This is a genomic window from Flavobacterium gillisiae (assembly GCF_900107635.1).
Classification (GTDB): domain Bacteria; phylum Bacteroidota; class Bacteroidia; order Flavobacteriales; family Flavobacteriaceae; genus Flavobacterium; species Flavobacterium gillisiae.
Genome location: NZ_FNRD01000003.1, coordinates 205,354 through 229,321 on the forward strand (window position 1 = coordinate 205,354; position 23,968 = coordinate 229,321).

The 23,968-nt window shown below is 33.1% G+C and carries 22 protein-coding genes and 1 other RNA gene; 7 read left to right on the plus strand and 16 right to left on the minus strand.

Features of this window, described 5'->3' with window-relative positions; all coding sequences use genetic code 11:
* Positions 1-20: 20 nt before the first annotated feature.
* The 6 genes from BLV35_RS06100 to glyA form a co-directional block, all read right to left on the minus strand.
* Positions 21-518: a GNAT family N-acetyltransferase gene (locus BLV35_RS06100; protein WP_091086356.1), complete on the minus strand. Its 498-nt coding sequence runs from the start codon at positions 516-518 to the stop codon at positions 21-23.
* 102 nt (positions 519-620) lie between these two features.
* Complete coding sequence (locus tag BLV35_RS06105; protein WP_091086359.1) at positions 621-2,411, minus strand: ATP-binding protein; 1,791 nt, start codon at positions 2,409-2,411, stop codon at positions 621-623.
* Positions 2,412-2,422: 11 nt separating this feature from the next.
* On the minus strand, positions 2,423-2,875 hold the full coding sequence (locus BLV35_RS06110) for a response regulator (protein WP_245712023.1): 453 nt from the start codon (positions 2,873-2,875) through the stop codon (positions 2,423-2,425).
* Positions 2,876-2,923: 48 nt separating this feature from the next.
* Positions 2,924-3,478: a helix-turn-helix domain-containing protein gene (locus tag BLV35_RS06115; protein WP_091086362.1), complete on the minus strand. Its 555-nt coding sequence runs from the start codon at positions 3,476-3,478 to the stop codon at positions 2,924-2,926.
* A gap of 180 nt (positions 3,479-3,658) precedes the next feature.
* Positions 3,659-4,252, minus strand: coding sequence for a MiaE family protein (gene miaE / locus BLV35_RS06120; protein ID WP_091086365.1), 594 nt, complete (start codon positions 4,250-4,252; stop codon positions 3,659-3,661).
* Between the two features lie 159 nt (positions 4,253-4,411).
* Entirely contained in the window at positions 4,412-5,686 is a 1,275-nt protein-coding gene (gene glyA, locus BLV35_RS06125) for a serine hydroxymethyltransferase (RefSeq protein ID WP_091086372.1), read from the minus strand.
* Between the two features lie 107 nt (positions 5,687-5,793).
* On the opposite strand from glyA, the gene fahA reads away from it, so the two are divergent.
* Positions 5,794-7,077: a fumarylacetoacetase gene (gene fahA / locus BLV35_RS06130; protein ID WP_091086376.1), complete on the plus strand. Its 1,284-nt coding sequence runs from the start codon at positions 5,794-5,796 to the stop codon at positions 7,075-7,077.
* 101 nt (positions 7,078-7,178) lie between these two features.
* Here the strand turns inward: fahA and fsa are convergent, their stop codons facing one another.
* From fsa to ffs, 4 genes are all read right to left on the minus strand, one after another.
* Positions 7,179-7,835: a fructose-6-phosphate aldolase gene (gene fsa, locus BLV35_RS06135; RefSeq protein WP_091086379.1), complete on the minus strand. Its 657-nt coding sequence runs from the start codon at positions 7,833-7,835 to the stop codon at positions 7,179-7,181.
* Positions 7,836-7,995: 160 nt separating this feature from the next.
* A complete protein-coding gene (locus BLV35_RS06140) occupies positions 7,996-8,196 on the minus strand; it encodes a hypothetical protein (protein WP_091086381.1) in 201 nt (66 codons plus the stop codon).
* Positions 8,197-8,198: 2 nt separating this feature from the next.
* Positions 8,199-9,002 carry an SDR family oxidoreductase gene (locus tag BLV35_RS06145; protein WP_091086384.1) on the minus strand — a complete coding sequence of 268 codons (804 nt, stop codon included), beginning with the start codon at positions 9,000-9,002 and terminating at the stop codon, positions 8,199-8,201.
* 130 nt (positions 9,003-9,132) lie between these two features.
* Positions 9,133-9,230: signal recognition particle sRNA small type (gene ffs / locus BLV35_RS06150), an RNA gene on the minus strand.
* An 87-nt stretch (positions 9,231-9,317) separates the two neighbouring features.
* Here ffs and BLV35_RS06155 point away from each other — a divergent pair.
* Together BLV35_RS06155 and hutI are read left to right on the plus strand one after the other, a co-directional pair.
* Complete coding sequence (locus tag BLV35_RS06155) at positions 9,318-10,367, plus strand: glutaminyl-peptide cyclotransferase (RefSeq protein ID WP_091086388.1); 1,050 nt, start codon at positions 9,318-9,320, stop codon at positions 10,365-10,367.
* 14 nt (positions 10,368-10,381) lie between these two features.
* Positions 10,382-11,620 (plus strand): imidazolonepropionase, encoded by a 1,239-nt coding sequence (hutI, locus tag BLV35_RS06160; protein ID WP_091086391.1) that lies wholly within the window; start codon positions 10,382-10,384, stop codon positions 11,618-11,620.
* Between the two features lie 49 nt (positions 11,621-11,669).
* Here the strand turns inward: hutI and BLV35_RS06165 are convergent, their stop codons facing one another.
* A complete protein-coding gene (locus BLV35_RS06165) occupies positions 11,670-12,554 on the minus strand; it encodes a hypothetical protein (protein ID WP_091086394.1) in 885 nt (294 codons plus the stop codon).
* A 100-nt stretch (positions 12,555-12,654) separates the two neighbouring features.
* On the opposite strand from BLV35_RS06165, the gene BLV35_RS06170 reads away from it, so the two are divergent.
* A complete protein-coding gene (locus tag BLV35_RS06170; protein ID WP_091086397.1) occupies positions 12,655-13,692 on the plus strand; it encodes a formimidoylglutamase in 1,038 nt (345 codons plus the stop codon).
* 132 nt (positions 13,693-13,824) lie between these two features.
* A complete protein-coding gene (locus BLV35_RS06175; protein WP_091086400.1) occupies positions 13,825-15,084 on the plus strand; it encodes a DEAD/DEAH box helicase in 1,260 nt (419 codons plus the stop codon).
* Between the two features lie 419 nt (positions 15,085-15,503).
* Here BLV35_RS06175 and BLV35_RS06180 read toward each other — a convergent pair whose 3' ends face one another.
* From BLV35_RS06180 to aroC, 4 genes are all read right to left on the minus strand, one after another.
* Complete coding sequence (locus tag BLV35_RS06180) at positions 15,504-17,672, minus strand: tetratricopeptide repeat-containing hybrid sensor histidine kinase/response regulator (protein ID WP_245712024.1); 2,169 nt, start codon at positions 17,670-17,672, stop codon at positions 15,504-15,506.
* A gap of 319 nt (positions 17,673-17,991) precedes the next feature.
* Positions 17,992-19,272, minus strand: a complete 1,281-nt coding sequence (locus BLV35_RS06185; protein ID WP_091086405.1) for a dicarboxylate/amino acid:cation symporter — start codon at positions 19,270-19,272, stop codon at positions 17,992-17,994.
* Between the two features lie 81 nt (positions 19,273-19,353).
* Positions 19,354-20,634, minus strand: a complete 1,281-nt coding sequence (locus BLV35_RS06190; protein ID WP_091086409.1) for a dicarboxylate/amino acid:cation symporter — start codon at positions 20,632-20,634, stop codon at positions 19,354-19,356.
* Positions 20,635-20,714: 80 nt separating this feature from the next.
* Entirely contained in the window at positions 20,715-21,773 is a 1,059-nt protein-coding gene (aroC, locus tag BLV35_RS06195; protein WP_091086412.1) for a chorismate synthase, read from the minus strand.
* 189 nt (positions 21,774-21,962) lie between these two features.
* On the opposite strand from aroC, the gene BLV35_RS06200 reads away from it, so the two are divergent.
* Positions 21,963-22,808: a UDP-2,3-diacylglucosamine diphosphatase gene (locus tag BLV35_RS06200; protein ID WP_091086416.1), complete on the plus strand. Its 846-nt coding sequence runs from the start codon at positions 21,963-21,965 to the stop codon at positions 22,806-22,808.
* Positions 22,809-22,981: 173 nt separating this feature from the next.
* Entirely contained in the window at positions 22,982-23,485 is a 504-nt protein-coding gene (locus tag BLV35_RS06205; protein WP_091086419.1) for a hypothetical protein, read from the plus strand.
* Positions 23,486-23,533: 48 nt separating this feature from the next.
* Here BLV35_RS06205 and BLV35_RS06210 read toward each other — a convergent pair whose 3' ends face one another.
* Positions 23,534-23,962 (minus strand): protease complex subunit PrcB family protein, encoded by a 429-nt coding sequence (locus BLV35_RS06210; RefSeq protein WP_091086423.1) that lies wholly within the window; start codon positions 23,960-23,962, stop codon positions 23,534-23,536.
* Between the last annotated feature and the right edge of the window lie 6 nt (positions 23,963-23,968).

Genomic DNA, 23,968 nt, shown 5'->3' on the forward strand with positions numbered 1-23,968 from the left:
TTACACTGAAGAAGCTAAAATTACAATTGTTTTTCTAACATGTAATCTTCCATTAAATAGCCGTGATCCAATTCTATATCTTCTTTTCCAACAATTTCAAAACCTAGTTTTTGATAGAAGGTTAATGCTTTATTGAATCGATTTACATTCAAGGAAAGAATCTTTGCGTGATTCTTTTTCGCATAATCTATAACGGAATCAATCAACAACTTGCCTACCCCTTTTCCTTGCGCTTCAGGAAGCAAGTATATCTTATGCAAACGAGTGACCTTATCATTTAAATAATCATGCTGAAAGGAAGCAAAACCAAGACAAACCTCTCCCTCAGAAGCTAAAATAAAATGATGTCCATTATTAGTCGCATTATCTCGTAATACATCCACAGAATAAAAGGCTTTTAACATATATTCCAATTGCGCTGCAGATAAAATTTCGCCATATACATCGGGCCAAGTTTTATAGGCAATTTCTCGAATTGTTTTAAAATCTTTAGAAGTAGCTTCTGAAATAGTTATCATGTAGATGGATTGTGAAATTTATAATTATACAAACGTAAAAAAAATAGTATTTATAAAACGTTTTTTTACCTGAACTTATTCTACTAAACCTACTATTAAATATTAAGCGTCTTTAGGTAGATAAATAGAAAACATAGTACCAACATTTGGTTCTGATTGAACTTTAATACACCCGTGGTGATTGTCAACTATTTTTTTACAAATAGCTAAACCTAAACCTGTTCCCGAATATTTAGGACCTGTTTCTAAACGTTGAAATAACATAAATATCTTTTCAGCATATTCTTGCTTAAATCCTATTCCGTAATCTTTAATTATAATTTTATGATAGTCACTATCCAAAATCAATTTATCGTGATAATATTCCTCGACACCAATATCTTCTGAATAAATATTAATATGAGGAGCAACAGTGTCCTTACTGTACTTTAATGAATTAGATATCAAATTTACAAAAAGTTGATCTATTTGAAAAGACATTCCTTTTATCGTAGGCAAAGTTCCTACTTCTATAACTGCTTTTTTATCTTCTATATCAGACGACAAATCATCAATCACCAATTTTACAATATCCTTTAAATTAACTTCTTCAAAAACCTTATCTCCTTTTACAGTTCTAGAATAATTAACTAAATCAATTAGTAGCGTTTGCATTTTATTAGCCGAAATACCAATTTTTGACAAATATACCTTTCCTTGTTCTGAAATAGTTTCCTTATCACTAGCCCCTATTCTGGAAATAAACATTTGAATTTTATGGAGTGGCTCTTGTAAATCATGGCTTACGATATTATTGAAAGACTCTAATTCTTCATTAATACTTTTTAGTTCTATATTACTTTCTTCTAATTTTAGTGTTTTTTCATACTGATCGGTCATGTCATAATTCACTCCCGTTTTTATCATTTCTCCTTTGCTATTTTGGGTAAAGCTTCCTACTGACTTAATGTATTTAATTTCGCCATTAGCCAATACAAAACGAAACGTTAGCGATGTAGGTTCATAGCTTATCAATGAATCCTTATGACTTTGTATGACATACGCTAAATCATCGGGATGAATGTATTTTGTGAGGTTTTCTAATTTGGGTTCAAAAGCATAAGGCTCTTCTCCTAAAAGACGATAAAAATTATCAGAGAAAGTATATAATCCTGTTTCTGCATTAATTTTCCAGTGACCAAATCCAGCTATTTTTTCAGCTTTGTTAAACGATAGATTTAAAAACTTTAATTCGTCATTGGCTTTTTTCAACTCAACAAGATCAACATTTGTTTTATTAAATGACAATAGCAAAATCAATAATGTAAGTATTACCAATAAAAAAGCACTTATAATAGAGTCTTCTAATTCAAATTGATGATTAACATTATGAACTTTTATTTTATCACCTTCAGCATTTATCGTTTTATAGACAAATGATTTCATCGTCTCCGTAAAATCATTACTCTCCTGAAGCTTAGCCTTGAATCCCTCACTATCAAAGGTTTTACTTTTTGATAACAATAAAGTCTCTCTAAACAAATTAAACCTATGATCTATTAACTTATTAAGTAAATCAATATCTTTAATTCTTCGGGGATTATTAGCTACTAATTTTTTTATTTTCTCAATATTTTGATCAATCTCCCCTCTTTTTAAAAATCTATTTTTAAGATAAGATTCGTCTTTCGTGATGATATATCCTCTTAGATTACTCTCATACATACTAATTGTTGATAGTACCTTTTCGAGCTCTAATTGGGTTTCGGTTGAATTTGTAATTAAGCCTACCGATGTGTCAAGACTTCTCATCTGGGTATAAAAAATGGACGCGATATAGCCTACCACCACAATTGCTACAACTAAAGCAACCTTAAATATTTGAGTATTTTTATATAATTTTATTAACTTCACAAGCAGTTTTTTTAGATGCTAAAGAAAAAGGTTTCCTTATTTAACCCTGAAGAATGAAACTGCCAGTTGATATTTAAAACATCTTTGATCACTTTTTTTAATTTGGCAAAATCATTGGGCTTTTTAATGTAAATATTAGCACCTTCAACAAATGTTTCTTCAATATCTTTTTCAGACGAAGAAGTTGAATATATGGCAATTGACACATCTTTAAATCTAACATCGGCTCTTATGACTTTAAGACATTCAAATCCTGACATGTAAGGCATATTTAAATCCAAGAACAATATATGCGGCATTATTATATCAGGGTTTGATAAATAATCCATTAAGTCTTTACCGTCGTTAAACAATGTCAACTTATTATTCATTTTAAGCTCCATCATTGCCTCACTAAAAAAAGTACGGTCATCCTCATCATCATCTGCTATCAAAATGTGCATAGAATCTTTATGTGAAATCATATATATACGGTGTTATTTTTTGTTTTTTACTTATTGCGACAATTGACGTTAATTGGCTAAATTTCTTCTCTTATCTACAATTCTTTTAAAGGCTGAAGGCGTTAACCCTGTCACCTTTTTAAACTGACTTGATAAATAAGCCACACTACTATAATTCAATTTATACGATACCTCAGTTAAAGTCAATTGATCTTCTAGTATTAATTTCTTTGCTCTTTCAATTTTTTGAATAATGATAAAATTCTCAATAGAAGAATAGGTGTTCTCCGTAAAAACATTAGTTATATATCCATAACTTAAATTAAGTTTATCAGATAAATATTGAGAAATAGTAATTGCTGGCAATTTATCATTCTCATAAATCATTTCTACGATAGTATCTTTTATTCTTTGTATCAATTGGCTCTTTTCATTGTTTACAATATAAATTGCGTACTTATTTAAAGAAGCTTGAAGTTCAGCAAAATCGGCATCAGAAACAGTATTGCTTATTTCAATCTCTCCTAATTCTAAAAGCTTGTGTTTGATATTTAATCTTTCTAATTGTTCTTGTAAAATCACTCTACAAGCAACAATTCCATCATATTTTATATAGAGCCTCATTTAATAAAAATTAAAATTGTTTAACATTATAGGTTATAAATATATATTAATTTTATTAATCGAAGAAAAAAATAAAGCTTCTGTTGCTTTATTTCTCCATTTCAAAAGCCTAATAATAGTATAATTTTCTGATTTCTATCCTTTTATATTGCATGCTAAATATTACAATCCACATCCCATTTATCCGTGAATCGTTTCGTTTTTACCGTAATTTTCTATTATGGAAGCTTCAAAATCGATCCATTCTCTCCAGCGTTTTTCTACATCAATTCCAGTTCCATATTTTCTCGCATAGGTAATAAACGTGGTATAATGTCCCGCTTCGCTTTCCATTAAATCACGATAGAACAGCGCTAATTCTTCATCCTGAATATTTTCTGACAGCACTTTAAAACGCTCGCAGCTTCTAGCTTCAATCATCGCCGAAAAAAGCAATCGTTCTACTAAACTGGAAACTCTACTTCCATTTCCGTTTTTTTTCATGTACGAATACAACTCATTCACATAATCGTCTTTGCGCTCGCGGCCTAATTTTAACCCACGCTTAATAATGATATTGTGAACTTGCTCAAAATGATCAATTTCTTCTTTGGCCAAAGCCAATAGATCCTTTACTAAATCCTGATGCTCTGAATTATTAGTAATTATAGTTATTGCGTTAGTGGCTGCTTTTTGTTCACACCAAGCATGATCCGTCAAAATTTCCTCGATATTTTTCTCAACAATATTTACCCATCTTGGATCCGTTGGTAATTGCAATCTTAATACACCCATCTTTTTTTGTTTAAAGTTTATAACAGTTTAAAGTTTGAATTCAAAAAAAAAAGTTTAAAGTTTAAAACATGCGATACATTTTCGTAAACACATCCTTTAAACTTTAAACCTGACCCGAGCTAAAGCGAACTGGCGAAGCGAACTTTAAACAAAAGTTTTTTAGAAAACGAAAATAGCTCTTTCGCTCATCATTTCGTTAACTTCATTAGCCACTTGTTCAATGATATCTTCATTTGTGTGATTCATCAACACTCTGTCGATTAATTCAACTATCGTTTCCATATCTTCTTCAACTAATCCACGAGTGGTGATAGCTGGAGTTCCAACACGGATACCAGAAGTTACAAATGGTGACTTGTCATCAAATGGAACCATATTTTTATTAACAGTGATTTCTGCTTTTACTAAAGCATTTTCTGCTTCTTTTCCTGAAATCCCTTTGTTTCTCAAATCAATCAACATCATGTGGTTGTCTGTACCTCCAGAAATGATATTGTACCCTCTTTTCACGAAAGCATCTGCCATTGCATTCGCATTTTTTTGCAATTGCAAAGCATAAGTAAAGAACTCATCTTTCAAAGCTTCACCAAAAGCAACTGCTTTTGCAGCAATGATGTGCATTAAAGGTCCTCCTTGGTTTCCAGGAAAAACAGCTAAGTCCAATAATGATGACATCATTCTGATATCTCCTTTTGGAGTTGTTAAACCAAATGGATTAGGAAAATCTTTACCCATCATAATCAAACCTCCACGAGGTCCACGTAATGTTTTATGTGTCGTAGTTGAAACGATATGGCAATGAGGAATTGGGTCATTCATTAAACCTTTAGCAATCAATCCTGCAGGATGTGAAATATCAGCAAATAAAATAGCGCCAACACTGTCAGCAATTACTCTAAAACGCTCAAAATCCATATCACGAGAATATGCCGAAGCTCCTGCAATAATCAATTTTGGTTGTTCTTTTGTAGCTATTTCTTGAATTTTATCATAATCTAAACGTCCTGTTTCTGCATCAACACCATAGAAAACTGGGCTATACAAACGTCCCGAAAAATTTACTGGAGAACCGTGCGTTAAATGTCCACCATGAGACAAGTCAAAACCAAGAATTTTGTCACCCGGTTTAAGGCAAGCAAAGAAAACTGCTGTATTAGCTTGTGAACCAGAATGTGGCTGCACATTAGCATATTCAGCACCAAACAATTCTTTAGCTCTATCAATAGCAATTTGCTCCACAACATCCACTACTTCGCAACCTCCGTAGTATCTTTTTCCTGGATATCCTTCTGCATATTTGTTAGTCAAAACAGAACCTGCTGCTTCCATTACTTCATCACTTACAAAGTTCTCTGAAGCAATTAGTTCTAATCCGTGTATTTGTCTTTCTTGTTCTTCTAGAATAAGGTCAAAAATTTGTTTGTCGCGTTGCATTTCTTCGTTTTTAGTTAATTTGAAGCAAAAATACAAAAAAACGTTTGTGAAACTGTTAGATTATAATATATTTGAAGTATAATTTTCAACAAAACAATTAACATATTATGTCAATAACAGCCAACGATACCAAAAGAAAATCATGGTTAGAGATACCAGAAAACAGTGATTTTCCAATTCAAAACATTCCCTTCGGAGTTTTTCTTACTAAAGAAAATGTGGTGACTGTAGGTACCAGAATTGGCGATTCAGCTATAGACTTGGGCGCTTTACAGCAATTAAATTACTTTGAAGGTATTGAATTGACTGATGATATGTTCATGCAAGACACATTAAATGATTTTATCTCTGATGGTAAAAAAACATGGCGATTAGTACGTAATCGTATTGCTGATATATTCGATGAAAACAATCCTAAATTAAGAGACAACGCAAAGCATAAAGACATCGTTATTTTTAAAATGGACGAAGTAGAAATGCAATTGCCCGTTCTTATAGGGGACTATACTGACTTTTATTCCAGTAAAGAACACGCTACTAATGTAGGAAAAATGTTCCGCGACCCAGAAAATGCTTTATTGCCTAACTGGCTTCACATCCCTGTAGGATATCACGGAAGAAGTTCTACCATTATCCCTTCAGGAATTCCGGTTCATAGACCTATTGGTCAAACATTACCAGCTGGTGAAACGACGCCAGTTTTTGGACCTTCTCGTTTAATCGATTTTGAACTAGAAACTGCATTTATTACTACTGACGCAAACGTAATGGGAGAAATGATTCCTATCAACGAGGCCGAAGATTATATTTTTGGAATGGTACTATTAAATGATTGGAGCGCTAGAGACATTCAAAAATGGGAATATGTGCCACTTGGACCCTTCTTAGCTAAAAACTTTGCTTCTTCTATCTCTCCTTGGATTGTAACTATGGATGCCTTAGAGCCTTTTAGAGTTCTTAGCCCAAAACAAGATCCGAGTCCACTACCTTATTTACAACAAAAAGGGAAGCACTCATTTGATATCCATTTAGAAGTAGCAATACAACCAGAAAATGTAGAACCTACTGTTATAAGCAATTCCAACTTTAAACATATGTATTGGACCATGAGTCAGCAATTAACACACCATACCTCAAACGGTTGTCGTGTAAATTCTGGAGACATGATGGGATCAGGAACAATTTCCGGACCTACGCCAAATAGTTATGGTTCTATGCTTGAGTTGACTTGGGGAGGAAAAAATCCAATAAAATTGAATGACGGTACAGAGCGTAAATTCATAAATGATAACGATACTGTAATCATGAAAGGTTTTTGCGAAAATAGCCAAGTTAGAATAGGTTTTGGAGAAGTTTCTTCTAAATTATTACCTCCTTATGTAAGAAAGTAATTTACTAATAATCATAAAAAAGCCCCATTTGCATCTGCAAATGGGGCTTTTTATTTCTAAGCAACATACTGTGAGTTATCACTGAATACTGCTATCTTCTTTTACTTATTTCCTTTTTCGAAATCAGCTACAAATTGAGCTAAACCGATATCAGTTAATGGGTGTTTCAACAATCCGTAAATCGCAGAAAGTGGTCCTGTCATTACATCAGCACCAATTTTAGCACAGTTTACAATATGCATTGTATGACGTACTGAAGCAGCAAGAATTTCTGTTTCATAACCGTAGTTATCATAAATCAATCTGATTTCTTCAATCAATGCCAATCCATCAGTTGAGATATCATCTAAACGACCGATGAATGGAGATACATAAGTAGCACCTGCCTTAGCCGCTAATAAAGCTTGACCTGCAGAGAATACTAATGTTACATTTGTTTTAACACCTTTATCAGAAAAGTATTTAGCAGCCATTACACCTTCTTTGGTCATTGGCAATTTTACAACGATTTGCTCATGTAAATCAGCTAATTCTTCACCTTCTTTAATCATTCCGTCATAATCAAGCGCATTTACTTCAGCACTTACATCACCGTCAACAAGATTACAAATGTCAACATAATGCTTCAAAATACTGTTTTTTCCAGTAATTCCTTCCTTAGCCATCAATGATGGATTAGTAGTAACTCCGTCTAAAACACCTAACGCTTGCGCTTCCTTAATTTGAGCTAAATTAGCCGTGTCAATAAAAAATTTCATAATATCTGTTTATTTAATTGTGTGTTTGTATTTTGGGCGTGACCACAAGGGTCAGGCTATACGCTACAAGTTCTCGCATAGTTTCGCTATCGCTACACTATACTGTGGGCTTTTCGCTGCTATCCTTCACGCAAATTCGATGTAAAATTACAATTTAAAATTACTTAACTAAATTGTTTTTATTCAATTCTTTCAATTCATCCCTTATTTCTTCGAGAACATTAAGCATATCCTCTTTATAGAGTTCATTATTATTCATTTTAGCACTAATGGATTTCAAGATTCCGCGAATGATAAACCAAAAAATAATAACAAGTAACCCCATTAGTATTTGAGGAAGTAATTCTTTTATATTTTCCATAACTATAGTTTGTAATGGTTCATTAGCATTTTTTCGTAAACTTTATCAGGAAGAATTCGTTTCAATACAATCGAAAACTTCTGCATAAAAGCCCCAACTTTATAATGGACATTCGGCTCTTTAGTCTGAATAATTTTATACACCGCTTCTGCCATTTCATTTGGATTACTACCACCATCGACATGCTCATCCATCGTTCGCAACGATTCTCCATAAGAAGCCTCATAAGCAGACCCCTTTATAACTGGTGCATGATAACGCCCCGAAGCAATATTAGTAGCAAAGTCACCTGGAGCAACATTTGTAATATGAATCCCAAAGGACTTCACTTCCATACGCAATGCCTCAGTTATTAGCTCTAAAGCTCCCTTTGAAGCAGAGTAAATGGAGCGATACGGCAATCCCATATATCCGGCAATCGAGGTAACATTAATGATCAAACCTGATTTCTGTGTGCGCATTTGCGGCAACACAGCCTTCATCACTTCAATAGGTCCGAAGAAGTTAGTCTCAAAATTATTTTTGATTTCTTCTGAAGGAATTTCTTCTAGTGGTCCCGTAATACCAACACCCGCATTATTAATCACAATATCTAATCTACCTGAAGTGGCGATGATTTTTGCGACAGCAGCCTCAATTGATTCAGAATTACGAACATCTAAAGCCACTAATGGAAAAATAGAATTGAGCACCCGTTCTGGGTTTCTACTCGTTCCATAAACAACAAATCCTTTATGATGTAAAAACTCCCCAATTGATTTCCCTATTCCGGAGGAACCTCCTGTAATCAAAACTACTTTACTCATTCATTGTTGCTTTTATTGGTTGGTTCAAAAATAAAAAAATCCTCCCGAAGGAAGACTACTTTTGAAATTATTTTGAAAACATTTTTAAAATTTGGCAAAAAAAAATCTGAACAATGTCCAGATTAAAAAAAAATGGCAAGCGACCTACATCGCACCGCTCAACCACGTACCCTTGCTATGTTCCCATCCTGGGGGAGTCTGCAGGAGCTGGTCGTGTAGGACTTGCCGGTGCAAATATACAATCTTTTTATATTTTTACAAGCGCTTTGCTCGCTAAAAATAACATTGTATATTGGTCTATTCAAAATTCATACTATGAAAAATTATAACTTACTATCAGTCATTTTATTAGCAATGACACTTTCTAATTGTGGAGATACAAAAAAAGGAGAAAATACTATATTTAATTTCGATACATCAAAATTTGCGGCAAAACACATGCCTGAAGAAGCACTAACTTTAGAAATTCTGAACCCACAATCGAAAGCTGTTGATAGTACTATATATTATGTAAACGATACTAAGATAGGAGCTACAAAAGGACTAGAGAAATTAATCTTAGAATTAAAAGACCAAAAACTTGGTTACCAAAACCTAAAAGCACTAGTATACTATGAAGGTGAAAATTCAGAAGCGACTGCCAGAGTAGAACTGGTATCAAGCGTACAGCCTAAATTATTGAACTATAAAATTGTAAATACACATCCACACGATACGCTTTCTTTTACAGAAGGTCTAGAATTTTACAAAGACACATTATATGAAAGCACTGGGCAAAAAGGCTCTTCTTACTTTAGAAAATACGATTACAAAACCGGAAAAGTATACAAGCAAGTAGATCTTGATGCTAAATACTTTGGCGAAGGAATTACATTCCTAAACGACAAGTTATACCAATTAACATGGCAAGAAAAAACAGGTTTTATCTATAATGCCAATACCTTAAAATTAGAAAAAACATTTGCTTTTACTAAAGATATTGAAGGATGGGGAATGACTAATGATGGAAAAAACATTTACCAATCAGATGGAACAGAGAAAATTTGGACAACAAATCCACAAGACCTAAAAATGTTAGATTACATTAACGTCTATTCTGGCAAAACTAAAATCAAATCAATCAACGAATTAGAATATATTAACGGTAAATTCTATGTGAATGTTTGGCAAAAAGACGCCATTGCGGTCGTAAACCCTGCAACAGGAGCTGTTGAAGGAATCATCGACCTATCAGGTTTAAGAAAAATGGTCAAAAATACCACAGCCGAAGTTTTAAATGGAATTGCCTACAACCCAAAAACCAAAACTATTTTTGTAACTGGAAAAAACTGGGATAAAATGTTTGAAATCACCGTTTCTGAATAACAAAATAAACAACAATGACCACATTAATTATAAATATAAAGGAATTGCTTCAGGTTCGCGAAATCTCAGTTGCCAAAATATCTGGTGCTGCAATGGCTATTCTTCCTACCATCAAAAATGCGTACTTACTTATAGAAGACAATTTGATTGCTGATTTTGGTTCTATGGATAATTTACCCAAAACACAAGCACATCAAACTATTGATGCCACAGGAAAAATGATATTGCCTTCCTGGTGCGACAGTCATACCCACATTGTTTACGCAGGCAATCGCGAACAGGAATTCGTGGATCGCATCAACGGCCTCAGCTATGAAGAAATAGCGAATCGTGGTGGCGGAATCTTAAATTCAGCTAAAAAGCTAAATGAAGCAACCGAAGAAGAAATCTACAATCAGTCCAAAGAACGTTTAGAAGAAGTCATGCGTTTAGGGACTGGAGCGGTCGAAATTAAATCTGGTTATGGCTTAACCATGGACGGAGAATTAAAAATGCTTCGCGTAATCAAACAACTGGCACAAAACTATCCCATAGCTATAAAAGCTACGTTTCTGGGTGCTCATGCAATTCCATTAGCTTATAAAGAAGATCGAAAAGGATACATTGATATGTTAATCAATCATATGCTTCCTGAAATTTCCAAAAATAACCTAGCGCAGTTCATAGATGTATTTTGCGAGACTGGTTATTTTACAGTTGAGGAAACAGAAAAAATTATAAATGCTGGAATACACTTTGGCTTAAAGCCAAAAATTCACGTAAACCAGTTCAATTCAATTGGTGGGATTCAAGCAGGAATCAAATACAATGCATTATCTGTCGATCATCTTGAGGTAATGACAACAGAAGATATAAAAGCATTAAAAAACACAGAAACGATGCCTGTAGCCTTACCTTCGTGTTCTTATTTTTTAAGTATTCCTTACACACCCGCACGCGAAATGATTGCAGCTGGACTTCCACTTGCACTCGCTACGGATTACAATCCTGGGTCGACTCCATCTGGAAACATGAACTTTGTTGTAGCTACTGCCTGCATTAAAATGAAAATGACTCCTGAGGAAGCGATCAATGCCGCTACCATCAACGGAGCGTATGCAATGGGAATTTCAGATACCCACGGAAGTATAACTATTGGTAAAAAAGCAAACATTATTATCACGAAACCAATCCCTTCCTACTATCAATTGCCATATGCTTTTGGCAGTAATTTAATAGACAGCGTATTTCTTGAAGGAAAAATTATTATATAAAAAAAGAGGAGCTATTAAGCTCCTCTTTTTTTTTAGTACAAGTTTATACTTAGTTCAAAGTAAAACTAGTTTTTGAAACGATTTCATTTTTATCAAAAACGTTTACATAATAAGTCCCTTTTGCAAAATCTTTACCAGGTAAATTTTCTGTAACCTGAACTGTTTTATTTTCGTATTTTACAGTAGTCATGAAGCTATACGTTAACGTATCATCACCAAAACTTACCGTTTTTTTGTCTCCTAAAACATTATTCTTACCATCAATAACTTGAACATAATATGTTTTATCTCCAGATTTTGCTACTTGATTTGCAGCAATTGTAAAACTAACTTTAAGCATATCTGCTCTGCTAGCTTTGTCTGTTTCGATTTGTTTTCCTGAACTTCTTACTTTAAACGCCGAACCTTGCATGTTCAGAACAGTTAATTTTGAAGCTTTTTCTACCGTTTTTGCTAATTCTTCATTTTGACCAACTAAAGCCTCATTGTATTTTTTAGATTCTCCAAGGACAACTACTGTACTATCACGTTGTGACGTTACCTTTACATTTTCCTTTTTCAACCCTTCATTTTCAGCCATTAAAGCTTTCATGTTGTTTTGAAGTGCAAAAAATTGCTTTTTGTATTTCGACATTGAAGCTACATCCCCTTTCGATTTATTCAAATCAGCCATAAGACTTACAACTTTGTCTCTTTCTTGAATCAACTCATCAGACATTGAAGTGTTTTCAGAAATTGCAGCGTCATAAGTAGCTTTTAATTCTTGTAAATCTTTCATGACTACTTCTTTGTCAGTCATTGTACTTTTCAATTCTGTTTGAACCGTTTTTACATCAGAAGTAACCTTAAAGATATAGATTAAGCTTCCTACTAATAAAACTGCTAATACAGCGATAACCGCCTTCAGACTTGAACTACTTTTTTGATTTTCCATTTTTAAAATATTTTTTTTTTCAAATTTAACAATATATATTCAAGTTATAACGTAAGTTAACACAATTATATTATTTTTGAAAAAAAACATTATTCTTTTTATGGAAAAGCTATTGCCTTTTACAATGAACGACCTTGCCAAAATCACCAATCACAGAAGTGGTGAAATAAAATTTGGAGAAAAAATGCTTACCGTACCCAAAGGAGTAGATGTTGTAACCTTTTTACAAAACTCTGAAGCAAAGTATGTCTTAATAGGAATCCCAGAAGACATAGGTGTAAGAGCAAATTTCGGAAGACCTGGTGCCGCTTCAGCATGGGACACAGCAATTAAAAGTATTGCCAATATTCAGCACAATCGTTTTTGTAAAGGGAACCAAATCATAGTTCTTGGGCAAGTTAATGTTTGCGAAGAAATGAAAGAAGTCGAACATTTAGATTTCCATGATATCGATGACCGTTCTAAATTGAGTCAGTTAGTTGAAAAAATTGACAAAGACGTTTCTCATATTATTTTTAATATTATCAAATCAGGTAAAACTCCGATAATAATTGGCGGAGGTCACAATAATTCCTACGGTAATATAAAAGGGACTGCTCTTGCAAAAGGAAAATCAGTAAATGCAATTAACTTTGATGCTCATTCTGACTTTAGAATCCTAGAAGGGCGCCACAGCGGAAATGGATTTTCATACGCTTACGAAGAGGGTTTTCTTAAAAAATATTTTATTTTCGGATTACATGAAAACTATACCTCCAAAAGTGTTTTAGATCTTATCAAAAAAACAGAGGACCGTGTACGATACAATACGTATGACAGCCTCGCAATTCGAAAAGAAAAGGATTTTAATCAAGAAATGATAAGTGCGCTTGAATTTATAAACACTGATTTTTTCGGAATTGAAATTGATTTAGATGCTCTCCCAAATATTGCGAGCAGCGCCATGACTTTGAGCGGTTTCTCAATAGAGGAACTCAGACAGTTTATTTCTTTTTTCGGTAAAAATAAAAATGCAGCTTACATACATATATGTGAAGGCGCACCCGACTTAGGAGAAGAAAAAAACAACCATTTGATAGGTAAGTTAATAGGGTACTTGGTGACTGATTTTATAAAAGCCAATAATAACACTAACTAATTCATACCTTAAAGTCCTTCAAAACAAGGATAAATCCAGACGAACTCAGTTAATAAATAAGCATCAAAAATAATAATACTATCTTTGCATGACTATCCTTGTACTTAATACAGGATATTTAATTTCAAAAATATGTTATTCGAAGATTTATCACTTTCAAAAAGTATACAAAGAGCCGTATATGAACAAGGCTATACAAACCCCACTCCTATTCAAGAACAATCTATTCCACTAGTATTAGCTGGAAAGGATTTAATAGGTTGTGCACAAACTGGAACTGGAAAAACAGCAGCTTTTGCTATACCAATTATACATCAATTACACCGTATTGTAGGCTCTTCAAAGAAAGCCAAACAAATTCGTGCCTTAGTAGTTACACCTACAAGAGAACTGGCTGTCCAAATTGGACAAAGTTTTGACACTTATGCAAAATACACCAACTTAACACAATTGACCATTTTTGGCGGTGTTTCACAAAACCCGCAGGTTGACGCCTTAAAAAGCGGTGTTGATATTTTAATCGCAACCCCGGGAAGATTACTTGATTTACACAAACAAGGTTTTATTGACTTAGATCATTTGCATGCGTTGGTACTTGATGAAGCAGATCAAATGCTTGATATGGGGTTTGTAAACGATGTAAAAAAAATCGTAAAACTTACTCCTAAGAATAGACAAACCTTATTTTTCTCCGCAACAATGCCAATCGCAATTCGCGAACTGGCTGAGATGTTTTTAACAAACCCAGAAACAGTAACTGTTTCTCCGGTTTCATCTACTGCTGAAAATGTAGAACAACATGTCTATTTTGTTGAAAAAACAGAAAAAAGAAACTTACTATATCACTTGATTAAGAATCAAGACTTATCTGATGTATTAGTTTTCTCAAGAACGAAACACGGTGCAGATAATGTTGTGAAAGCCTTACGTAAAAACGGAATTGCAGCTGAAGCCATACATGGTGACAAATCTCAGAATGCAAGACAACGTGTGTTAGAAGCTTTTAAAAATAAAGAAGTAGGTGTTCTGGTTGCTACTGATATTGCAGCTCGTGGAATTGACATTGATCAATTACCTTATGTTATAAACTTTGATTTGCCAAACATACCTGAAACATACGTTCATCGAATAGGAAGAACAGGACGCGCCGGAAATGGTGGTGTCGCTATTTCATTTTGTAGTAAAGACGAACACGGTTATTGGAAAGACATTCAAAAATTAATTAAAGTTGATGTAAAAACTGTAAGCGACCATCCTTACCCATGGCATTCAGGAAATCCTGAAACAGCTCCTGGAGGATCTACAAAACCAAAAAATTCAAATAGAAGTGGCGGAGCTCATAAATCAAGAAAGTCAGATGCTTCAAAGCAAAATAAAAAGCGCTGGTATTAAATAATTTATTATTACTGGTAAGTTATAAGAAACACCTTTTCCAACATGGAAAAAGGTGTTTCTTTTTTATTACACAACTACTTATATATGATTTAGTTAAATGCTATCATTGTTCACGAAATTGATATACACTCGTTTCTTTTATAATTTTAATAATCATTTATGACTAAAAAATTATGGAAGCATTAGTAAAATGAAAATTACTGTCGAAAAAAATTTGTTATCAATCCCTTTCTAGACCAATTAATCTTTACTAATAAAGTGATGAAAAGTAAATCAATACCAACTATAAAGAAGGTCTATTACATTTAGAAATTACCAAAAAAGAAGGTAAGAAAAAAAGTCATGAAGTGATTTGAATTAAAAATAGTCTAATATGACTTTGCGATTCTCTTTTATACTATTTGAATAAAAAAATTCTACACTAGCTCAGTCTCGTTTTCTTCATATAAGAGCTGATTGATCGTTTTAAACAATAGAATTGGCTCAAAAGGCTTGATAATAATGTCATTAATTCCAGCTGAAAGCGCCTCTTCAATAATTTCATCTTTGTCAAATGCAGTTAATGCAATTACGGGAGTAACTATACCTTTTTGACGCAGTCTTATAGTAGTTTCAAATCCATTCATCAATGGCATATTTATATCCATCAATATAATATCAAAGGTTTCAGTTTCAAGGATCTCCAGAGCGTCTATTCCTGAATCTACTACGATACATTTGTAATTATTTTTTTCAATAATTTTTTTGGTGATAAGCTGATTAATTTTGTTATCATCCACCACAAGTATCTTAAATATTTCGCTTGACGTTAAATCAACCTGAATCTTATTTATGAGCTCAATACTTTTAGCCGGGTCATGATCAAACGCAATGGTAAAAGTGAAGGTTGTCCCTTCTCCTATTTTACTTTTTAGCGAAATGGTACTATTAAACAATTCTAATAATCGCTTAACAATAGACAAACCCAAACCTGTACCTTGATAATCAATTTCTTTTCTTCCTATCTGTACAAATTTATCAAATATTTTTTCTTGATCTTCTTCAGCGATTCCTACTCCATTATCCTGTATGTTAAATTCGATAAAATGAGCTTTATTTTCGATTTTAACTAAATCTGCTTTAATTGTCACTTCCCCGTTGTTCGTAAACTTTAGTGCATTACTCACCATATTTATTATAATTTGAGAAAATCTTAATTTGTCTCCAATTAAATATTCTGGAATTGATGGATCAATCACAACATTAATATGATTATCATGACTTTTAGCAATGAATGATAATGAATTCTTAATCAGATTAATTTCATCCGACATGTTGAACGTTAAACTTTCGAGTACTATTCTATTTTCTTCTATTTTATTAATTTGAAGAACATCGTTTACAAGTGAAAGTAAATAACGTGCCGAGAATTTAAGGGAGCTTAAATGAGGGCTATCTGCTAATTCTTTATGCTCGTCTAACAACATATTTGTAATCCCGACAACACCGTATAAAGGCGTACGCAGTTCATGACTGATCGTCGACACGAACTGTGATTTTAAATAAGAAGCTTCTTCCGCTTTCTCTTTTGCAATGAATAATTTTTCATTCGCTATAATGAGATCCGCATTGATTTTCTTCTTGAAACTGTAATTTTTATAAACACTATAAAGCAAAAGCAGCACCACAGTCAAGGCAATAATAAATAGCACCACAATAACTCTTGACTTTTGCAAGCTTAAATATTGTAAGCTTATTTCATTTTCTATTGTATCAACCTTTCTCTTATACTCATCTAACTCTAGATTTACACCTACAATATTTGCTCTCTTGACTTTATCAGAATCTTCAAGTGACTTCCTTATTGAATTATAAATGACCAAATTTTCATACGCCTTTTTATAGTCTCCTTTTTTCTTTAAAAGATTAGCATACTCTTGATGTGCATAAGATAAATCAGATTTCTCATTTCCTTCATTTCCTAATCTAATTGCATTTTTAAAAAAGGAATCAGCTTTATCTAATTCTAATTTATTGGTATAATACATACCATTTAGCATATTTAGTGCGACAATTGTCCCTTTACCACCATAATCACTTTGATGTTTATTTATAAAATCTAAATAAGGTCTCCCTTTTTCAAAATTACCTCTATAAAAATAAGCCCATGCGATATTCATTTTTGTGATATAGATCCCTCTAGTATCATCAATTTTAGTACTATATTCTAATGCTTTTTTATAATAATTTACTCCTTCGTCAAGTTTATTTAATTCAAAACAATATATATTCCCAATGTTATTATTTAGCGAGCTCTTGATTGTATCATTACTACTCTTATCGGCATAAGCAAGTCCCTTTTTATAATAAAAAATAGCCTTATCAACTTCAGAAAGAGCTTCAAAAGTTGCAGCAATTGTATTGTAAGATTTAGCAACAAGGTAGTCATCATTTCTATTTATGGCGTAACGCAATGCCACTCTTGCGGTCGCAAGTGATTGTTCGAATTTAAATGCAGACAAATTGTCCGTAGCTTCAGCAGTTAATTTTAAAATTGCTTTTCTAGAGAGTGTGTCCGTTTTAGCAATAGGACCATTGCTAAACATATTTAACGTAAAAAAAAGGAATAAAAGTATCCGACTGTGCAGCATAAATTACTTTTTGGTTACCAAATATACATTTATATAATTGAGTATCAAGATTTAAATTAAATAGATATTAACAAATCATTAAATTATTAAAAAGAAATATCTTACAAGTTAATTTAGCACTATAAATTAAAAATATAGATGAAAACCTACAAACAAATTTTAACAGAAATTAAAAAGCCGTTCAGCGTATTTATTAAAGATAGATTCTCTTTAATAAATACGCTGAACGGCTTTTCTATAGACCAATAGTAAATGTCAATAAGTCAATTTCAACCTAAAAATCTTTTGGATGGTGTAACTTCCCTACTGATTTTGCCACTATAGTAGCAACCGTAGAGTCACTAGTCACGTTCACAACTGTTCGACACATATCCAAAGGTCTGTCAATAGCAAAAATAAGTGCTAATCCCGCCTCTGGAATACCAGCCTGACCTAAAACAATAACAAGCATTACCATTCCAGCACTAGGAACTGCCGCAGAACCTATAGAAGCTAGCGTCGCCGTAACAACAATCATTAATTGCGTATTTAAGTCTAAGGGATTAGGAAGCATTGCCTGAGCAATAAAAATAGCTGCCACCGCCTGATATAGACTTGTACCATCCATATTTACAGTAGCACCTAGCGGTAATACAAAACTAGATACTTCTTCATCAACCCCAACATGTTCTGTTACGCATTCCATGGTTACCGGTAATGTAGCGGCACTTGAACTTGTAGAAAAAGCTAACAATTGGGCAGGCGCGATCGCTTTGAAAAATTTTATTGGATTTACTTTTGCAAAAATCAATAACAAGGTAGGATAAAAAATAAAAGCCATAATAAACAACCCTAATACAACAGTCAATCCGTAAATTCCTAATGCTCTTAGCGTACTAAAATCGGGGATTTCTACCATTAAAGACGCCATTAAAGCAAAAACACCATACGGTGAGAAAAGCATTATAATGTCAATTATCTTCATAATAACTTCATTTAATCCTTTAAAAAAATCAACAACAGGTTTTGCTTTTTTTTCATCGACTAAAATAAGTCCAATACCAAGAAGGATAACGAAAAGTATAACTTGTAACATACTCCCATTATCACTCAACGCTTTGAAAAAGTTATCTGGAACAATATCAATCAATGGTTGAAGCGGACCACTCTTTTTAGCAGTTTCGGCCATCTGTATTTTTTGTGAGGCATCTACTGAGAAATTTTGAATCAAACTTTCTCTCGACTCTTTATTAATATACCTTCCAGGTTTTATTAGATTAGCTAATCCCAATCCAATACTAACGGCTATTACGGTCGAACATAAATAAAACAAGACCGTTCTACCACCTAGTTTTGAAAGTTTTGAAATATCTTTTAAATCCGCTAATCCAACTATCAATGAAACCACTATTAATGGAACAGCTATCATTTTAAGAAGATTTATAAAAATGGTACCAAAAGGTTTAATCCAATCTACTACGATTCCTTTTTGTTCTAGATTCTTCATTAATAATCCAAACAGTAATCCTAATATCATTCCTATTAAGATTTTCCAATGCATCGCAAGTTTTTTCATAATTCAAATTTTAATTTTAGCGGTCAAGCCAAATATACAAAAATAAAAAACTCCTCAAATTTGAGGAGTTCTTAGTATCATTTAGTCTAGGGGAGCTATATCTATTTCATTATTTTCTTCCCATTTTCCAACTACCGAAGTAGCTAATGCATTTCCTAAAACATTAGTTGCACTTCTAAACATATCGCAAAAATGATCTATCGGTAATATCAAAGCGATTCCCTCAATTGGAATATCAAACATACCACAGGTAGCGGCCACAACAACTAAACTCGCTCTTGGCACTCCTGCAATTCCTTTACTAGTAAGCATCAAGACTAACAACATGGTCATTTGAGTTGCCAAATCTAAATGAATTCCATAGGCTTGTGCAATAAAAATACTGGCAAAAGTCATGTACATCATACTTCCATCTAGATTGAAAGAATAACCTAAAGGCAACATAAATGAAACGATTTTGTCTTTTACTCCAAAACGCTCTAGTTCTTCCGTTAATTTTGGAAAAACTGCTTCGCTACTTGTCGTTCCAAAAGCAATAATTAATGGGCTAACGATTCTTTTCAATAGTACTGTCATTCTACTTTTTAGAAAAATATAACCCACAAGGATTAATACTATCCAAAGTGATGAAATACCAATTAAAAACGAACCGAAAAATTTAAAATAAGTGATTGCCAATTCTTGAAAATCCCTAACTGCAAAAACTCCTGCAATGGCTCCAAAAACTCCGATTGGAGCAAAATTCATCACATAATTCACCATTTTTAAAATGATATGCGACATTTTATCCAATGCAGTAACAACGGGTTTAACGTAGTCACCAATCGATGCAGCAGCTAAACCAAAGAAAATAGAAAACACTACAATCTGTAAAATTTCATTAGTAGCCAATGCTTCAAAAATACTTTTAGGAACAATATGCTCAATGAAATTTTCAAACGAAATACTTTGAGTTTTAGCCGCAACTTCTGATGCTGAAGATAAATCAACATTAGATAAATTCAATCCAACTCCAGGCTCAAGAACATTTACAAAAAACATTCCTAACAATAGAGACATTAAAGAAGCTGTAAAAAACCAGCCTAAGGCTTTTCCTCCAATTCTTCCTACTGCACTAACATTTCCTAATTTTGCAATACCCACAACTAAAGTGGTAAATACTAAAGGCGCAATAATCATTTGCACCAATCTAATAAAAACGGTAGCTAAAATTTTTATTTTATTACTAAAAGATAAGGCTGATTCTGCCGAAATAGAATTGTGTATTACAACTCCTAAAATGGCTCCTAGAACCATTGCAATTAGTATTTGAGTAGTCAAGTTCGATGATATTGACTTCTTTTGTGTTTCTGTAGAACTCATTTGGTTTTATGGGTTGGTTTTATGGGTTGGTTTATCATTAAAAGTACCTCCTTAAACAGGGGTTACCATTCAATTAGTTTTTAATATATTTTGTTAATCAAATAAAAGTCAGCTAATACAATTGCCGCCATCGCTTCCACAATAGGGACTGCACGAGGTACAACACATGGATCGTGGCGTCCTTTTCCTGTCATTTCTGTAATATTCCCTTGATTATCTAACGACTCTTGTTTTTGCATAATGGTAGCCACTGGTTTAAAAGCTACTCGGAAATAAATGTCCATTCCGTTGCTAATTCCACCTTGAATTCCTCCAGAAAGATTTGTTTTAGTCGTTCCGTCTGAATTGTATAAATCGTTGTGTTCACTACCTTTCATTTTAGCTCCACAAAAACCACTTCCATATTCAAATCCTTTAACTGCATTGATAGAGAGCATTGCTTTACCAAGCTCAGCATGTAGCTTGTCAAAAACAGGTTCTCCTAAACCAATTGGTACATTCTGAATCACACAGGTAACGGTTCCTCCTACGGTATCTCCTTGCTTGCGAATTTCTCGTATGTACTCTTCCATTATCACCGCCGATTCTTCATCAGGACAACGAACAGGATTATTTTCAGTTTTCGAAAAGTCTAAATCTTGGTAGGGTTTTTCCAGAAAAATAGGTCCTACTGAAGATACGTAGGCATTAATTTTAATATCTGGCAACATTTGCTTAGCAATAGCGCCACCCACTACTCTACTGGCTGTTTCACGTGCGGAACTTCTTCCACCTCCACGATAGTCTCTAACACCATATTTCTTTTCATAAACATAGTCTGCGTGACTGGGTCTATAATTATCTTTTATATGAGAGTAATCGTCTGATTTCTGATTTGTATTAGGTATAATAAAACCTATAGGCGTACCTGTTGTTTTCCCCTCAAAAATACCAGACAAAAACTGAACATCATCTGGTTCTTTCCTTTGTGTAACTATGGCAGATTGACCTGGTTTTCTTCTGGACATTTCAAGTTGAATTGCCTCTAAATCTAGTGTTATACCTGACGGACATCCGTCAATTATTCCACCTAATGCTTCTCCGTGGGATTCTCCAAAAGTTGTTATTCTAAATAGGGTCCCGTAGCTATTTCCTGCCATTATAATAAGTTTGGAACAAATATATGTTTTATGACTTAAAGTAAAAAATTTAAAATTAGGATTACACAACAAAGTTCCCAACATAAAAAGATAAAGTTTAGTTAATAGTTAATGCTAATTCATAACAATCTGATAAAATGGAATCCATAACCCAATGCCTAAATTTGTGAAACTTCAAATTAGAATCAATTGAAAAAAAGAAAAGTGGAGATCGTTGTAATTTCTGATGTGCATCTTGGAACTTTTGGTAGTCATGCCGTAGAGCTCAATAAGTACCTATCATCTATAAAACCCAAAATATTAGTTCTAAATAGTGATATCATCGATATATGGCAATTCAGAAAATCATATTTCCCTCAAACTCATTTGAAAATCATTCAAAAAATAATGAGCCTTGCTTCTAAGGGGACTAAAATCTATTACATTACAGGAAATCATGATGAAATGCTTCGGAAATTTAGTGATCTAAACATGGGTAACATCACACTAGTAGATAAATTAATATTGGAAATGGATGATAAAAAAGCATGGATCTTCCATGGTGATGTTTTTGATGCTTCCGTAAATCATGCAAAATGGATTGCTAAATTAGGTGGATTGGGATACGACTATCTCATTCTTTCCAATCGATTCGTTAACTGGTGTTTAAAAAAAATTGGTAAAGAGCCCTATTCCTTTTCGAAAAAAATAAAAGCAGGTGTAAAAAAAGCTGTCAAACACATTTCAGATTTTGAAGAAACGGCCACCGAACTTGCAATTGAAAAAAACTACGACTATGTAATCTGCGGGCATATCCATGAACCAAAAATTATAAAAAAGGAAAATAAAAACGGCTCAGTTTTATACTTGAATTCGGGGGACTGGGTCGAAAATTTAACTGCTCTAGAATACAACAAGAAAAGATGGAAACTATACCGTTATCAGGAATCCAATTTTTCAGAAGAAGAAAATCTTTTTGAAATGGAAGACAATTTAAGCTCTCAATTAATTTCAACTGTGCTCTTTTCAAATAAATTAACACATTCTAATATTTAATTAAAAATTCACTAGATTTTCAATAACTATAAAAATAAGTCAAACTACTGATAGTCAATATTTACTTTACAAATTAACAAAACATAAGGTGTGAATTTTGAAACAATTAACAATTATAATATAAATTATTCCTTAACATTTCGTTGTAACTTTGCAACAACAAATATTTATTTATGAAAAAAATTATTTTATCAGCTTTTATGTTAATTGGATTAGCATTTAGCACACAGGCACAAGACATCTCTAAAAATGCATTAGGTTTACGTTTAGGAGACAGTGGTGGTTTCGGAACTGAAATTACTTACCAAAGAGCTTTGGGAAGCAACAACAGACTTGAACTTGATTTAGGTTGGAGAAATAGAAAAGACTACAATAATAATGGTTATGATGACAACGCAATCAAACTTGCTGCTTTATACCAATGGGTATGGAACATCGATGGTGGTTTCAACTGGTATGCTGGTGTAGGTGGTGGTTTAGGTAGTTACAGTTATGATAACAACAACACTCATTACAATGATACATTTGCATTTGCTGCAGGGGACATAGGAATTGAGTATAACTTTGACATTCCATTGTTGATCTCTTTAGATTTCAGACCTGAATTTGGTGGAAATGGTTACTACAAAAACAACTACGGTTCTGATATTGCATTAGGAGTTAAATTCCAATTCTAGTATTACACTGTTTATATAAAAAATGCCACTAGAAATAGTGGCATTTTTTTATTTAATAATAATTTCCTTTTTAGAATTAATCTTGACAACACAAAACGGATAAGTGACACCTTGAGTTACCATCGCATCTGGCTCCGGACTACTCTCTTTTACATTGATAATTATATTTTTTTCGGTTTCCTGAACACTTTCAACCGCTACTGAATAACCTCCAGTACTTTTTTCACCCATATTCAAAATAACGAAATTTGATCTTTGAACATCAATAGAAGTAATCTTATTTTTCAACTGCTTATCGTTCTGCAACATTTTTATTTCATTTGGTTCAGTCAAGATCTCGTAGAAATGAATGTTTCCCCCTCCATCAGATTGTTGCGTCAATACTTCAAACAAAGGTCTTTTTACACCTACTTTTGTAGCTTTCGCTCCACAGGATACTAATAAAAAGACAATAAACAAAAAACTAATTTTTTTCATTGGGAT

Bases quoted from the DNA above. Each gene is read 5' to 3' on its own strand.
- miaE (WP_091086365.1), bottom strand. From the start codon at position 4,252: ATGGGTGTATTAAGATTGCAATTACCAACGGATCCAAGATGGGTAAAT.
- BLV35_RS06100 (WP_091086356.1), bottom strand. From the start codon at position 518: ATGATAACTATTTCAGAAGCTACTTCTAAAGATTTTAAAACAATTCGA.
- BLV35_RS06210 (WP_091086423.1), bottom strand. From the start codon at position 23,962: ATGAAAAAAATTAGTTTTTTGTTTATTGTCTTTTTATTAGTATCCTGT.
- fsa (WP_091086379.1), bottom strand. From the start codon at position 7,835: ATGAAATTTTTTATTGACACGGCTAATTTAGCTCAAATTAAGGAAGCG.
- BLV35_RS06165 (WP_091086394.1), bottom strand. From the start codon at position 12,554: ATGGAAAATCAAAAAAGTAGTTCAAGTCTGAAGGCGGTTATCGCTGTA.
- BLV35_RS06170 (WP_091086397.1), top strand. From the start codon at position 12,655: ATGGAAAAGCTATTGCCTTTTACAATGAACGACCTTGCCAAAATCACC.
- BLV35_RS06155 (WP_091086388.1), top strand. From the start codon at position 9,318: ATGAAAAATTATAACTTACTATCAGTCATTTTATTAGCAATGACACTT.
- BLV35_RS06180 (WP_245712024.1), bottom strand. From the start codon at position 17,672: ATGTTTAGCAATGGTCCTATTGCTAAAACGGACACACTCTCTAGAAAA.
- BLV35_RS06140 (WP_091086381.1), bottom strand. From the start codon at position 8,196: ATGGAAAATATAAAAGAATTACTTCCTCAAATACTAATGGGGTTACTT.
- BLV35_RS06190 (WP_091086409.1), bottom strand. From the start codon at position 20,634: ATGAGTTCTACAGAAACACAAAAGAAGTCAATATCATCGAACTTGACT.
- aroC (WP_091086412.1), bottom strand. From the start codon at position 21,773: ATGGCAGGAAATAGCTACGGGACCCTATTTAGAATAACAACTTTTGGA.
- hutI (WP_091086391.1), top strand. From the start codon at position 10,382: ATGACCACATTAATTATAAATATAAAGGAATTGCTTCAGGTTCGCGAA.
- BLV35_RS06205 (WP_091086419.1), top strand. From the start codon at position 22,982: ATGAAAAAAATTATTTTATCAGCTTTTATGTTAATTGGATTAGCATTT.
- BLV35_RS06145 (WP_091086384.1), bottom strand. From the start codon at position 9,002: ATGAGTAAAGTAGTTTTGATTACAGGAGGTTCCTCCGGAATAGGGAAA.
- glyA (WP_091086372.1), bottom strand. From the start codon at position 5,686: ATGCAACGCGACAAACAAATTTTTGACCTTATTCTAGAAGAACAAGAA.
- BLV35_RS06185 (WP_091086405.1), bottom strand. From the start codon at position 19,272: ATGAAAAAACTTGCGATGCATTGGAAAATCTTAATAGGAATGATATTA.
- BLV35_RS06110 (WP_245712023.1), bottom strand. From the start codon at position 2,875: ATGATTTCACATAAAGATTCTATGCACATTTTGATAGCAGATGATGAT.
- BLV35_RS06115 (WP_091086362.1), bottom strand. From the start codon at position 3,478: ATGAGGCTCTATATAAAATATGATGGAATTGTTGCTTGTAGAGTGATT.
- fahA (WP_091086376.1), top strand. From the start codon at position 5,794: ATGTCAATAACAGCCAACGATACCAAAAGAAAATCATGGTTAGAGATA.
- BLV35_RS06175 (WP_091086400.1), top strand. From the start codon at position 13,825: ATGTTATTCGAAGATTTATCACTTTCAAAAAGTATACAAAGAGCCGTA.